This is a genomic window from Streptomyces sp. NPDC093795, from assembly GCF_044764665.1.
GTDB lineage: Bacteria > Actinomycetota > Actinomycetes > Streptomycetales > Streptomycetaceae > Streptomyces.
Map to the genome: position 1 here is coordinate 1 of NZ_JBIWIO010000018.1, position 14,163 is coordinate 14,163.

At 68.6% G+C, this 14,163-nt stretch carries 12 protein-coding genes; 9 read left to right on the forward strand and 3 right to left on the reverse strand.

The window, feature by feature from the left end:
- The 7 genes from ACIRB7_RS33040 to ACIRB7_RS33070 all read left to right on the forward strand — a co-directional run.
- A partial coding sequence (locus ACIRB7_RS33040) for a helicase associated domain-containing protein (RefSeq protein WP_403606365.1) occupies positions 1-564 on the forward strand: 564 nt, incomplete at its 5' end.
- A 397-nt stretch (positions 565-961) separates the two neighbouring features.
- Positions 962-1,885, forward strand: coding sequence for a hypothetical protein (locus ACIRB7_RS33045; protein ID WP_403606368.1), 924 nt, complete (start codon positions 962-964; stop codon positions 1,883-1,885).
- Between the two features lie 163 nt (positions 1,886-2,048).
- On the forward strand, positions 2,049-2,291 hold the full coding sequence (locus ACIRB7_RS33050; RefSeq protein ID WP_403606371.1) for a hypothetical protein: 243 nt from the start codon (positions 2,049-2,051) through the stop codon (positions 2,289-2,291).
- Positions 2,292-2,618: 327 nt separating this feature from the next.
- Positions 2,619-3,542, forward strand: coding sequence for a hypothetical protein (locus ACIRB7_RS33055; RefSeq protein ID WP_403606374.1), 924 nt, complete (start codon positions 2,619-2,621; stop codon positions 3,540-3,542).
- Between the two features lie 293 nt (positions 3,543-3,835).
- Entirely contained in the window at positions 3,836-4,513 is a 678-nt protein-coding gene (locus ACIRB7_RS33060) for a TnsA-like heteromeric transposase endonuclease subunit (RefSeq protein WP_403606377.1), read from the forward strand.
- A 62-nt stretch (positions 4,514-4,575) separates the two neighbouring features.
- The gene (locus tag ACIRB7_RS33065) at positions 4,576-6,672 is read left to right on the forward strand and encodes a Mu transposase C-terminal domain-containing protein (RefSeq protein WP_403606558.1); all 2,097 of its coding nucleotides are present in this window, start codon (positions 4,576-4,578) and stop codon (positions 6,670-6,672) included.
- The gene (locus ACIRB7_RS33070) at positions 6,666-7,724 is read left to right on the forward strand and encodes a TniB family NTP-binding protein (RefSeq protein WP_403606380.1); all 1,059 of its coding nucleotides are present in this window, start codon (positions 6,666-6,668) and stop codon (positions 7,722-7,724) included. The genes ACIRB7_RS33065 and ACIRB7_RS33070 overlap by 7 nt, the downstream gene beginning before the upstream one ends.
- 125 nt (positions 7,725-7,849) lie before the next feature.
- Here ACIRB7_RS33070 and ACIRB7_RS33075 read toward each other — a convergent pair whose 3' ends face one another.
- A complete protein-coding gene (locus ACIRB7_RS33075) occupies positions 7,850-9,730 on the reverse strand; it encodes an FG-GAP-like repeat-containing protein (protein ID WP_403606383.1) in 1,881 nt (626 codons plus the stop codon).
- A gap of 67 nt (positions 9,731-9,797) precedes the next feature.
- Entirely contained in the window at positions 9,798-10,517 is a 720-nt protein-coding gene (locus tag ACIRB7_RS33080; protein ID WP_403606386.1) for a hypothetical protein, read from the reverse strand.
- 408 nt (positions 10,518-10,925) lie between these two features.
- On the opposite strand from ACIRB7_RS33080, the gene ACIRB7_RS33085 reads away from it, so the two are divergent.
- Positions 10,926-12,020: a hypothetical protein gene (locus tag ACIRB7_RS33085; protein ID WP_403606389.1), complete on the forward strand. Its 1,095-nt coding sequence runs from the start codon at positions 10,926-10,928 to the stop codon at positions 12,018-12,020.
- A 46-nt stretch (positions 12,021-12,066) separates the two neighbouring features.
- Positions 12,067-12,573, forward strand: a complete 507-nt coding sequence (locus ACIRB7_RS33090) for a hypothetical protein (RefSeq protein WP_403606392.1) — start codon at positions 12,067-12,069, stop codon at positions 12,571-12,573.
- A 61-nt stretch (positions 12,574-12,634) separates the two neighbouring features.
- On the opposite strand, the gene ACIRB7_RS33095 is transcribed toward ACIRB7_RS33090, so the two are convergent.
- Positions 12,635-14,161, reverse strand: coding sequence for an RICIN domain-containing protein (locus ACIRB7_RS33095; RefSeq protein WP_403606395.1), 1,527 nt, complete (start codon positions 14,159-14,161; stop codon positions 12,635-12,637).
- Positions 14,162-14,163: the final 2 nt, after the last annotated feature.

The following is a 14,163-nucleotide window of genomic DNA, read 5'->3' on the forward strand; positions in this document are numbered from 1 at the left end:
TGGCTCACGCGGCAAAGAGAAGCGAGCACCTGGACGCAACTCTCCGCCGAGCAGCAGGAACGGCTGTCCCGGCTGGGCATCAAGCCCGTTGAGGCGCCGTCTCGCGCCCCGGCGGCCAAGGGTGCGACGAAGGGCCAGAGCAAGGCGCAGCAGGCGTTCCAGCGCGGCTTTGCGGCCCTCGCGCAGTGGGTGGAGCGGGAAGGTGCCCGGCCTGTGCCGAGGGGCCACAGCGAGCAGACCAAGGTCGACGGCGAGGCGGAGCCGGTGGTCGTCAAGCTGGGCGTGTGGGTCTCGAACACCCGGGCGAGGCGGGGCAAGCTAACTGCGGACCAGCGGTCGGCCCTGGCTGAGTTGGGCGTCGACTGGGCGGGCGCGGCATCGGCGCCGACCGCCCAGGCTGTCCCGGCCCAGCCGCCGAAGGGCGGCTCCGTACGGCCCTCGCCGCCGAAGCCGCCGGTGCGGCACCACCATGATGAGTGCGACAAGACGCTGTACGGCGGCGGCACCTGCACCTGCGACCTCATCGAGCAGTACGGACCGCCCTCCGAACGGGACGACTACTGAGAAAGCCTCTGCCTGCTCCCTCCCACCGCGCCAGACCCCGGGCCCTCTCTTCGAAAGGCCTGGGGCCTCGTGCTGTCGGCACGGGCGGGCGGACGTCGTCTAGGTCGGCTGGGCCGGTGCGGGACCCCCTCGTGGGTCGTCTCCTCCCGAGCACGGAGTTATGAGATGAAATTGTCAAATATTGACGTCCAGAACGCCAAAGATCGCAATCTGAACGCGCAAGGGTTCCAAGCATCAGATGCGGGCCTGCCTGCGGCTTTTGGTGAACAAAGGTTTCCTATCAGGGTCATTAGTGTTCACATGTTTTCCGACTAGCCGAGCTGAGCGGGCGTCCGGCCGTGCGTTCGCTCCCGTAACCGACACCCGAACCACGCACGCTGGGCGCATAGTTGGGCCCGTGAACACCGAACTGACCGTGCTCAAGCGGGACAAGGCCGTGAGCCAGGGCGACACGATACGAATGCTGCTGGACGAGTCCAAGCGCTCCAGCCGTGCCGTCCCCATCCGGCGTGCGTTCGTCCAGGACACCGTGCCCGGCCCCCGCCTGGTCACGAAGCCCGGCCCCCTCCGTCACCTGCTGCGCAGCCCCGAGCGGCTGGAGCTCTTCCTCCTGGTCCACTGCGTCGCCGCACGGGGCCCACTCCCGCGCGGTCGCGTCGACGGCGACTGGGGCGTGACTCGCCGGTCCGAGACATGGGGCCGCGCCGCAGGGATCTCGTTCGCCACCGACGGCACGGCGAGCGCCGCGGTCTCCCGGCACCTGGCCAAGCTGAGGAAGCTGAAACTGATCAGCACGGCGCCGGACGGCCGGATGACCCGCATCACCAAGCTGCACGAGGACGGCTCCGGGGACCCGTACACGCTGCCGTCAGGCAACTGGGAGGGCTCCCGCAAGGACATCTATTTCAAGGTGCCCTTCGCGTACTGGGAGCAGGACTACTACAAGTCGCTGACGATGCCGGCGAAGGCGATGCTGCTCATCTTCATGAGCCAGCGCAAGCCCTCCTTCGTCCTGTACAAGGACAAGCAGTTCGCGTCCTGGTACGGGATCTCCCCGGCAACCGTCGGGCGCGGCATCACGGAGCTGAAGGCGAAGGGGCTGCTGTACGAGTTCCTCACCGAGCAGTACCTGGACGGCTCCTCCATCTTCGGCCAGAGCACGGGTGTGCGCTGGGCGCTCGCCGCGCCGTTCGACCTGAACATCAACAAGAACGACCGGGAGGCCGCGGCCGCCGCCTGGACCCCGGCGGGAGCCGCCATCACCGCGCTGCGGATCGCTTCCGGCGTCCCCGTGCTCTCGGAGGGCTTGGCCCCGCGATGAGCACCGCCGGGACGCTATGTCCCGGCCCCATGACTCCCGGCCCCGCACACGGGCCGGGTGCGGCGCAGGCCGCCGCCCCGCAAACGGGCGACGGCCCCCTGTTGGAGCAGGGAGCCGCCCAGTGAAGAAACCGACAGTCACTCCCCAAGGAGGCACCATCAGCATGTTCAACGAGCCTAAGGGCACCGGCCGGCCAACGTCGACCCGGCACCACCAGGGCAATAGCAAGCTGTGCCACGTCTGGTCCGAGATCCGGGCCCGGCTGCTGCAGTTGCTGGACGGCGGTCGCCGCCGTCGCCTGCGCGCCCTCGCCCGTACGGCGGGCTACGGCATCGTCCGCGGCTCCGCCGGCGCCGTGGGCGCGAGCGGAACCGGATGGATCATCTGGTGGATCCAGCAGCGCTGACTGGACGCACACGCTGATCCGATCTCCGCCGACCTGGTGGTCCCGGTTCCGAGGCCGGTGGCTGGCAGCGTCTCCTTCGTACGACGGTCACCGCACACGGGCCGAAGTGCGGAGGAGACGGCGAGGACCAAGCGCTGGGGTTCGGACAGCAGCGGAGCCGACACGCAACACCGGCGAGCGCGGCCCCGATCCCCGGATCGTCCGCGCCGCCCATCCCGCCTCCATCACCCGCAACTCCAGGCAACCCGGGTGAAAGCGGCCTCAACGGGGATGTCACACCCTCGAATTCGATCGCACCTGTAGTACACGGGCGGTTACCGTCCTCGCATGGACGATTCACTCTCGTTCGAGAGCTTCCTGACGGGTGCCGGAAAAGCCGCGTACAAGGCCATGGAGGACCACGGACGCGGCGAGTACGACGAGTTCGCTCTCCACGGCGGCGTTGCCGTCGAGCGGCTCGCCAAGGCTGTCCTGATCAAGAAGAACCCGACGTATCTGGTCGAGATGCGCAACGGGAACGCAGATTTGCTGCTGTACTTTGGCGGTAATTTGGAGCTGGACCCGGACAAGGTCCGCACTGTCGGCGCCAAGGAGGCCCTCCAACGGCTCCGGCGCATAAGGGTGCTCCCGCCTGATCCTCAGCTCGATCGGTTGATCGACCTCCGGAACGGCACCGCACACACGACTGTCGGCGACGAGGCCAGGTCTCTGCTGCCGACACTTGCCGAGACCATCGCAATCCTGTTGAAGGCCGTCGACATGTCGGCTGAGCAGTTCTGGGGTCGCTGGATCAGCGCGGTCAGCGTGGCCGTCGACAAGCAGCGAGACGCAATCCAGCGGGACGTTGAGGTCCGGATCAAGCAGGCACGACACCTCTTCGATGACCGGTTCAAGGGACTACCTGAAGGCGCCAAGGAGAGGGCACTCAAGGAACCCGTCGAAGGCCCTCATGCCGTCGCGGTGTCCGGGGAAGACGACAAGCTCATCGTGCTGATCTCCACTCTCGCGTGTCCTGCATGTGGTGGAGAAGCGCATATCCGGGTGACACCAATCCGCTCGACCACCACAGGGGCGGAGGTAACGGTGGACCTTCTGGACTGCCCCCTGTGTGGGTTGAAGCTGACCGGTCCTGAAGAGATCAAGGCTTCCGGTGCCGATGTCGAGAAGGCCGTGGTGCCATCGAACATCATCGTCTCGTGGGGCATGACCCTCCCGACTCCGCTCGACTTGAGCCGCATAAACACGGCTTGACGATCAAAACTCGCCGGCCTAGAGGCCACAGCCGAGAGCTACGGGTACGGTCACCACGGCCAAGCGCCCACCCGCATGCTAGCCGACCTGGTCGCCGACTTCGCTGGCCTGCGCCCGCTGCTCACCATCCCGCAGCCCGCCCCAGGGAGCAGGCCGCCACGTAGCCATTACCTGATGGGATGCTGATCGGTTGAAGGTACATGTGGCAGCAAGGCTCCTCGGCGCACCCGGCGGCAGCTGATCCCTGTCGATACAGCGCCCGTTTCCTGGATCCGTACGGTGGAGAACAGCGAATGCCGTGGGACGAGGCCGCTCATGTCGTTCACCTGGAGGACTGCGGTCCGGTACGTCCGTTTCCCGTGCGGTCTGGCCGTCGTTTCGCGCCGGGCTGGTGGTGGTCGGCAACGACCGGGCGGCTGGTGCACTACGGGTCGGGTGTCATGCGTACCCAGGTGATGCTGCTGGACCGTGATCCTTCGGTCATGGCGATGGCATGTCGCCCTGTGGAGCTGTCCTGGCGGGGATCTGAGGGGACCGTGGTGTCGCATGCGCCGCATCTGATGGGGCGGTTCAGCGACGGCGGCGGTCTGCTGCTCGACTGTGCCGGGCGTGGGGAGATCTCTCCCCGGCTGGCACACCGTGCTGACGTCATGGCAGCGGCGGCACGGGCGGTGGGATGGCAGTACAGGGTCGCCTCGCCTCCCGAATCGGTTGTCGCTGCCAACCTGGGCTGGCTGTCGGGATACCGGCACCCTCGCTACCGGGACACCGCGCTCATGGAAGAGGCGGTGCAGGTCTTTGCCCGTCCTCGGCCGCTGATCGAAGGAGCACGTGACCTCGGGGACACCATCAGGGTTCTCCCAGCCCTCTTCCATGCCCTATGGACCAGGGCGCTGTCAGCCCCGCTGAACGATCCCTTGCATGAACGGGTGACCGTGACAGCAGGCCCGGGCGAGTGGGCGTCTGCGTGACGGCGGCAGTACTTGAGGTGGGGAGCCAGGTGCGGTTCGAGGACCGCTCCTGGACGGTCGTGATGCTCGAAGGGGCCCGTGTACGGCTGGTCGACTCGGACAACTCCACAGCAACGGTGCTGGTGAGCTATCTGTTCGCCGCCCCTGACTTCGAGCTCGTCGGAGCGGACCGCCGCCGGGTCCCTCCGTTCGGGCTCCTGGAGGAACTGCCTGTGCAGGCACGCGAGCGTGTTGAGGCCTGGGAGCGGCACGTACGCGAGGTGGAGACCGGCCTTCCTGTGCCGGGGCAGGGCGGTGTGCCGCGGGCGGAGTTCGATCCGGCGCAGCGGAATGTAGCTGAACGGGAGGAGGCCAAGGCAGCGGAGTTGACCGCGGCGGGGCAGCCGACGAGTGCGGTGACCGTGCGACGGATGCGGGCCCGTTACCGCGAGAAGGGGCTGTGGGGGCTGGTCGACCAGCGCACGGCGCGCAGGCGTTCTGCGGTGGGACGGGCCGATGAGCGTGTGGTCGCCGCGATCACTCAGGTGCTGGAGGCACAGCGGGAACGCTCCAGTGGCACGCTGAGCCGGCTGCGGCGCATGGTCGGGTGGGTTCTGGAGGAAACCCATGGTCCCGGCGCGGTGGAAGTACCGCCGGTGACGACGTTCAACCGGCTGGTGCACGCGCTCGCTGACGGCCATGGACTGCTGGGATCGGCGGCACAGCAGCGGCAGCGCACGTCGCGGCCGGCCCCTCCCTTCACCCCGACCGTGACACTGCGGCCGGGTGAGCTGGTGATGCTGGACAGTACGCCGCTGGATGTGCTGGTTGTCCTCGCCGACGGGGTGACGGGGTCGGTCGAGTTATCGATCGCGTTGGACGTGGCAACGCGCAGTATCTGTGCCGCGGTGGTGCGTCCGGTGGGCACAAGATCGGTGGATGCTGCGGTGCTGCTGGCGCAGATGGTCACGCCCATGCGGATGCGCCCGGGGTGGGAGACGGCGCTGGCGATGTCCCGGTCAGTCATCCCCTATGAGCGGCTGGTGTCGTTGGATGCACGGCTGGAAGGAGCAGCGGCCCGGCCGGTGATCATGCCGGAGACGGTGGTGGTAGACCAAGGTGCGGTGTTTGTCTCCCATTCCTTCATTGCCGCGTGCGAGAGCCTGGGGGTGTCCGTTCAGCCCGCACCGCCGGCTAACGGCCCGGCCAAGGGTCATGTGGAGCGGACGTTCCGCACCATCGGGGACCGGTTCTCCCAGTACGTGGCCGGCTACAGCGGCTCGGATGTCACCCGGCGCGGCACGCGCGTTGACGAAGAGGCGTGCTGGACGCTTGCGCACGTTCAGGACCTGCTGGATGAGTGGCTGGTCACCGACTGGCAGCACCGCCGGCACGCGTCGCTGCGCCATCCGCTGGCACCGAAGATCGCCTTGTCGCCGAACGAGATGTGGGGCGCGCTCGTGGGAGTCACCGGCTATATCCCGGTGCCGCTGAGCGCGGACAACTACATCGAGCTCATGCCCATCAAGCGGGTGGCCATCAACGACTACGGCATCCGCTTCGACTACCGCACATACGACCACAAGGTCCTCAATCCGCACCGCGGGGACCCATCGGGTGCACCGGACGGCAGATGGGAGGTGCACCACAACCCCTACGACCCCAATCAGATCTGGGTGCGGCTGCCCACCGGGTGGGAAGAGGTGCCGTGGATCCACCGCGGCTGTGTCAGCCTGCCCTTCACCGACTTCACCTGGCAGCACGTCCGTGCCGCAGTCGAACGCCGCGGCGACCGCGTCGAGCACGAGCGGCAGCTCGCCCAGGCCCTGGATCGCCTCCTGCGGCGTGCGAGCAACGGTGCCGGGACTCGCCGCGAGCAGACGGTGGCGGCGCGCGCCAGCGCCGCAGCGTCTCTGGCCCGACCGGCCGTGCCGCATGCGGTCCCGGACCCCGTGGCGGCTCCGACCCTCTCCTACGGCCTGGTGGGTGCCTTCACGCCGCTGGAAGAAGAGGATCAGCAAGGGGAGACAGGGTTCGAGGACGGCTGGGACGAGGACGACGACCTGCCCGGCCCCGCTGACGCCGATGAGCCTGCCGGAGACGAACGGCCGGACTCCTCAACGAAAGTTCCGCGTCCCTCTCGGATCTATGACGCCTACCAGGAAGCAGCACAGTGGTGACAGACGCCCCTGCCGACAGCACCCTTCACGACGGAGCGAGGGCCGCGGCGTACGCGCCGCCGACCACGCGGGACGGCTGGCAACAGTTCGTCGCCACTCCCCCGCTGCAGCCCCATCCAGCCGCCGACGAGGACTGGTCGCTGGAGGAACGGCTGGACTACCACTCCCGGTTCGTGGTGCTGACCACCCCGGCCATGGAACGCATCTCCCTGTCGCTGCGGCGCCTGATGCTCCTCAACCGCCGCCAGCAGGGCACCGCACGCCGCGGCCTGATCGTCTCCGGACCGCCCACCACCGGCAAGACCACCACCCTGCTGGAAATGGGCCGCACCTTCGAACTCGCCGAGCAGCGCAGGCACCCCAGCAGCACGGACCGCCTGCCCGTGGTCTTCCTGGCCGTGCCACCGGCCTCCACACCCAAGATGCTGGTCAGCGAATTCGCCCGGTTCCTCGGCATCCCTATCGCGGCCCGCATGAACCAGGCACAGATCACCGACGCCGTGTGCCACCTGCTGTGCCTGCTGGAGACGAAGCTGGTCCTCGTGGACGACGTTCACCTGCTCGACACCCGCACCCGGTCCGGCGCGGAGACCTCCGACCAGATGAAACACCTCGGCGAGCGCATACCCGCCACCTTTGTCTACGCCGGTGTCGACGTCGAAGCCTCTCCCTTGCTGACCGGGCCGCGCGGCGCCCAGCTCGCCGGCCGCTTCACTCTGATCCGCAACACCGCGCTGCCCTGCGCCACCGACGAGCAGCGCGAGATCTGGCGCGCTGTGGTCACCGACATGGAAGAAGCCCTGCGCCTTCGCCACCACACCCCGCACACCCTGGCGCGGCACGCCGACTACCTCCACCAGCGCACCGGCGGCGTCATGGGCAACCTCTCCCACCTCATCCGCGAAGCCGCCCTGACCTCCCTGCTCGACGGCAGCGAGAAGATCACCAAGAAGCTCCTGGCCGGCATCCAGCTCGACATCCGCGCGGAACAGCAAGCCCGCCCGCCCCGAAAACGCCTCCCGCGCCCGCGCAGCCACAATGCGGGATCCTGACAGGTTGGAGCGGCGGTGACGACTTTCGCATGCCCGTGAACGTGCCCTCGCTCGCGCGGGCCACGCGGCGATCGACCGAACGTGAAAGGACCGGGCTCGGCCAAGGGACATCGGCCCGCCGAGCGTCATCGGGTCCTGAACCGGCGGTACAGGTTCCGGGCCACGTACACCCCCGGACCGCCGAAGCCGACGATGTCGACGCGTCCGTCGCCGGTGACGTCGGCGAGGAAGCGCGGGTGGCGGTCGACCCGCCAGGCGCCGGCGTCGTCGTCGTACCCGAAGCCGCGGCAGACAAGCTGGGCCTGTTCGAACCGGCCGTCGCCGAGATTGTGCGACACCCAGACCCCCTCGTCGCCGAAGCCGACGACGTCGGGATTGCCATCGCCGGTGACGTCGGCGATGAGGCGGAGGTGCTTCTTACCCGTCCACCCCTGGTCGGTGCCGAAGTCGTTCAGGACGAGCTTCGAGGGTTCGAAGGTGCCGTCGCCGCGCCCGCGGGAGACGACGAGGCCCTGCGGGCCGAATCCGACGACGTCGGCCGTTCCGCCACCGGTGGTCCTGAGAAGGAACCGAGGGTGCTCCCCGACCGAGGTCCACCCCTGGTCGGCTCCGAAGTCGTCGAGGACGTACAAGGGCTCGGCGAACGTGCCGTCCTCGTCCTGGAGGGAGACCCAGACACCGTCGTCGTGGCAGCCGACGATGTCCAGTCGGCCGTCACCGGTGGTGTCGGCGAGGAAGCGGGGGTGCTTGTCGACGAGCCAGCCGCCGGCCTTCTCGTCGTGGCCGAACGCCCGGAGGGCGGGTTCGTCGGCGAGCGGCGCGAACGCGCCCTCCTCGTCCTGGAGGGAGACCCAGACACCGTCGTCGTGGCAGCCGACGATGTCGAGCCTGCCATCACCGGTGGTGTCGGCGAGGAAGCGGGGGTGCTTGTCGGCCAGCCAGCCGCCGGCCTGCTCGCCGTGGCCGAACGCCCGGAGGGCCGGCTCGCCACCCGCGGGCGTGAACGTCCCGTCCTCGTCCTGGGAGGACACCCGGACGCCGTCGGCCGCGAGCACGACGACATCGAGCCTGCCGTCACCGGTGGAGTCCGCGAGGGTCCACAAGTCCGCGGGGCTAGGGGAGGGTGCGGACCGGTGCAGGACGCGCTCGCCGTCGTCGTCGAACGTGCCGTCGCCCCTGCAGGAAGCCGTTACGGCCCCCTTCCCGGGCTTGAGGCCGACGATGTCCTGGCATCCCTTTCCCGTGGTGTCGGCGAGGAACCTCGCGCCGAGCCCGGCCCACCAGCCCGGCTGCCCGCCGGGAGGGCGATCGGCCCCCTTGCTCCGCCATCCCCCGGCGTCCTGGTCGCTCCCGAACCCATCGAGGACCAGCAGCATGTCGCTGAAGGAGGGCGTCGCGCCGGGCACCGGCCGCAGCGCGGCCGAACGGACCAGTCGCCAGGACCGGCGGCCATTCCAGTGGCTCAGTGAGCCCCAACGCAGTACGAGGTCGCTGACGCGCTCCGGTTCCGCCGGGACGAACCGCCACCGCTGGCTCTCCGCGCCGTCGTCGTGCTCGCGCAGGACGACCTGGGTGTCCTCGTCCTCGACCTCGCCGGGCTCGGCGAGGTCGAGGACGGCTCCGTCGGCCGCGCCCTCGATGAAGTAGAGGCCCGGTTCGCCCTCGACGGGGACGACGTGCCACTGCTGGCCCTTCTTGCCGGCGGCGGCGTCCCCCTGGCGGACAGCGCGGTGCGCGGCCGGATTCGTGGCGGGGGCCGAGGCGGGATCCGTGGCGGCGGGGCCGTCGAGCACCTTCCCGCTGACCACGTTGCGGATCACATACCCCTGATCCTCCTGCGCGTCCTGCACGGGGACGAGTTGCCACTGCTCCGGACTCGGACCGCCGTCGGGGAGGCCGCGGACCACGAGTGCCCCCTCCGTGCTCGGCGCGGCCCCGGCGCCGAGGGTCTCCCCCGTGGCGGCGTTGACGATCTCCAGTTTCAGTTCTTCGGTGGGCACGGGCATCGTGGTGCCTCTTCCAGGCGGTGCGGACGTTGACTCGGGACGGATGGGGTACGGCGGTGGCTGCGGATCACGTGAAGACGTGGTGGTACGGGACGTTCCACTCGCTGGGAAGCCGCGGGTAGAACGTGTTGATGACCGTCCCGGTGAAGTCCCCGCCCCAGTTGTAGGTGACGCGCACCTCGCTGTTGGCCGTCACCGCGTGGTCCTTGAACCCGAGGATGGCGTCGGGGTGGGTGATCGGCACGAAGGTGATCCCGCCCCACGGCGTGACCGTGACGACCCAGAGCTGGGTGTCCTCGGGCGCGCCGTTCTTTCCGCGCCACTTGTCGCCGACCTTGTTGGGCAGGCCGACCTGGACGGTGTCGGCCGTGTTCTTGGGGGCGTCTTGGTGGACGGCGATGCGCCGGCGCTGTGGCTTGGGCAGGCCGTCGTCGCCGCGGCCGGCGTCGGCGTCTCCCGCACCGGCGGGCTTGGGCGACACCTGTCCCGCGGCGCTCTCGATCACGTACAGCGGCCGCTGTCCGAAGAAGCCGGCGGGGGTGACGTACCAGAGGTGGCCTTGCGCCTCCTTGGTGGCCGGATCGAGGGCGGTGGCCAGCTGGACGCCCTTGTCGTGGCTCTCCCCGCTCAGCTCTGCGGGCCGCAGATAGCCGCCGTTGAAGGCGTGGACGAGCATGACTGGCCGGTTCTCGACCAGCGCCGCCACGATCGCGTTGTCGTAGCTGTTCACGGCTACCGGGCCGCCGACCACCAGATTGGACATCGCCGTGCGCTCTTGGGTGTACATCGCGGAAACCTCACCTGTTCTGAATACGGAGAACAATTCCTCGGACGCCCATTGCAGCGGCCTGCCATACGACATCACCGGAACCCCGAATCACCTTCTGCGAGAAGGCGTCCGGAACCAGTTAAATGGCCGGAACGGAAACCCCACGTACGGCAACGTCCGAGCTCACGGTACCCATGACCATGGGAACTGAAAAGTCATCGATCGAGTGACAGGCATTGAAGAAAGGAAACTCCTTCGGCGTTTCGGAAGTATTTTCCTGAAATCGCTCACTCGATTGAGCGTGAGGTCCGGATACGCCTTCCCTGGTGAAGGGGAACGCGGTAGTTTCGCCCACCAGAACGTGTGCACATCTCTGTTTACATTTCACCGAGCGCGGTGCGGCCGGAATTAGTCGAGGACGGGTGGATGCCTTCCAACGCGTACAGCCTGGTACAGGCCAAGCGTCAGCCGCTGACGAAGAAGAACCTGCGGGAACTCAACATCGAGCAGACCTGGCAGTCCGTCCTGGACCACCCCAACCTGGTCTACGTCGACGACTACGGTGCGAAGCACAAGCCCGTCGGGTTCTCGGTGAACAAGTCGAGCTTCGGCGACTTCGCCGGCACCGCCTTCCAGCTGGGCTGGCTCGCCTACATGAATCTCGGGGAGCCGCTGATCGAGGTGCGGGGCGACATCGGCCAGCCCCCGCCCGACACGTTCTCCTCACGCACCTACGTCAACCGCAGCGGGTCCGAGATGACCTTCACCGACTCGGTCGACTTCACCGTGTCGAACGGGGTCACGTGGTCGCTGCACGGGGACGCCAAGCTCACCTTCGGCGGCAGCGTCGGAGCGTCGCTGCAACTTCAGCTGCAGAACCAGCTCCGGCTGGACCTCCAGTCGCAGCTCGCGGCGTCGTGCCAGAACGGGACGGCGAACAAGAACGCGAACACGGTGACCAACAAGAACAGCAAGGACAGCGTCGGCGTCGACAACGCCAACACCACCGAGACGTCCGCGAGCAGTTCCGCGACGAACTCCGTTTCGACCGGAATGACGAACTCGGTGGGGTTCACGACCTCGGGCAGTGCCACCGGCAACGCGTCGCTCAACGCACAGCTGGCCCTGGGGATCGCGGCCACCGTCGGCGGTTCCCTGAACACCAGCTGGGCCTCGAAGTCGCAGATCTCCGGCAAGGTGCCGGCGAACTCCCGCGTGCAGGTCCTCGTCTCGCAGCGACGCACCCGCAAGCAGTACACCTACGAGATCCCGGTGACCTTCTCCGGACTGATCGCGGTGCAGTACGCCGTGCCGGTGGCGGTCCTGTCTCCCCCGCAGTCCGGGAGCTACCCCGGCCTCGATCGGATGGTCGCCCGCGACATCGGCGACATCGACCTGGCGCCCGGTGGCTTCCGGATGAAGGGACTGGCCGAGGTCGTCTCCGACCTGGAGGTCCACCACGCGATGCTCGACGGCGAGAGCCTGGCCGTCAGTCAGCAGACGCTCTACAAGCAGTCCTGACCGCGCGGCGCCACCGCCACAACGACGACGACCAGAGGTGACGACCATGGTGTTCGACAACATCTTCAACTCCGCGGGCAAGGGCGCGGGGCTCTTCTCCGTGACCACCGACAGCACGAAGTCCCGGCCGGGCGAGGGTGTCGACTTTGAGGACTCCGACGACGACACGTACGACGACACGAGCCCCAGCCTGTTCAACAGCGCGATCCACGGCGCCTCCTCCCGCGCGAAGATCGTGCAGGAGACATCGCCCGAAGCACGGGCCGTCCTGGGCTTCCTCGGCTCCTTCATCCAGACCACCCAGGCGTCCGCCGGCGCGCAGGCCCAGTACGCCCGGGATCCCGGCTCGGTGTCCGGGGCGGCGTCCGCCGGCATGCAGGACGCGAGCGCGACGGTGAAGGAGTACGGCGACCTGCAGAAGGACGAGGACCTGGAGGGCAGGCCGAAGAAGAGCGACTTCAGCAAGCCGCCCAAGGCCCCGGAGGCCCCCAAGGCCCCGGAAGCCCCCAAGGCGCCCAAGGCGACTGCGGAGAAGCCGTCCCGTTCCGAGTAGGGACTCCCGGTGGTAACCGCATCACGAGGGGGAGGGGCGGGCCGCCCCTCCCCCTCGTGTGCTATGCGGGAAGCAGCTGCCACTGGTGGCTCCGGTGGTCGCCCTCCGCCCCGTACTGCCTGACCGCCGTGCTGGCGTTGGTGTCGACCCGCAGCAGCAGACCGCTGTTCCGGTTCGCGATCTCGTACACCGCCGGGGCGCCGTTCGCAGCGGCCACCGGGATCAGCCTCCAGTGCTGATGGTGCGCGTCACCGCCCTCGTAGGCCCGCTGCGCGACCACCGCCCCGGCCCTCTCCTGCGCTCCGAGGACCTCCAGGACCTTGCCGCTGCGCACGTTTTCCATCCGGTACAGGACGTCGGCACCGTCCTGGCCCACCTCCACCAGCCGCCACCGCTGGTGGTCCCGGGGCGAGGCGAGGAACAGATGGATCTCGGCCCCGTCCTTGGTGGACTCCCGGAGGACCCCCATCCGCAGTCTGCTGCGGGCATTGGCCCAGGAGACCACCGTGCCCGACTCGGGCAGCCCGGCCCTCCTCGCCACCGCGACCTTTCGGACCCGGTGGTTGACGTGGTCGGCGATGTGAAGGGCTCCGGAGCGGTCCACGGCGAGCCCCACCGGGTTGTTCAGCTGGGCCGAGGCCGCCGGGCCGTCGTCACCGCCGAAGCCCGCGATGCCCGTGCCGGCGACCGTGCTGATCGTCCCGTCCGCCGCGACCTTCCGGACCCGGTGGTTGCTGGAATCGGCGACGTAGAGGGCGCCTGTACCGTCCACCATCACTCCCAAGGGGGAGTTCAGCTGGGCCGAGGTCGCCGGGCCGTCGTCACCGCCGAAGCCCGCGATGCCCGTGCCGGCGACCGTGCTGATCGTCCCGTCCGCCGCGACCTTCCGGACCCGGTGGTTGTTGCTGTCGGCGATGTAGAGACCGCCCGCGTCGTCCACGGCCAGGGCCTGGGGGCGGTTCAGCTGAGCCGAAGTCGCAAGCCCGCCGTCGCCTTTGGATCCCGCAGTCCCTGTCCCCGCGACCGTGCTGATCCTTCCGTCGGTCGTGATCCTCCGAACCCGATGCCCGTTGTACTCGGCGACATAGAGGACGCCGGCGCTGTCCACCGCCAGCCCGAACGGATTGTTCAACTGGGCGGAGGCGGCGAGCTCGCCGTCACCGCCGGAGCCCGCCCTGCCCGTGCCGGCGACCGTGCTGACCCTTCCGTCGGCCGTGATCTTCCGGACCCGGTGATTGCTGGAATCGGCGATGTACACGGTGCCGGCGCCGTCCACCACCACGTCCCGCGGCCAGTTCAACTGCGCCGCGGTCGCGGGGGCGTCGTCCCCCTTGTAGCCCCCGACCCCGGTGCCCGCGATCGTGGTGATCGTCCCGTCGGCCGTGATCTTCCGGATCCGGTGGTTGCCGTGGTCGGAGAAGTAGAGGGTACCCGCGCCGTCCACCGCGATTCCGTACGGATAGTTCAACCGGGCCGAAACGGCCTGCCTTTCGTCTCCTTCGAATCCGCCGACCCCGGTCCCCGCGATCGTGCTGATCGGAGGAGCGGACTGCCCGACGTCTACGGGCTCCGCGTGGGTGGTACTCATGG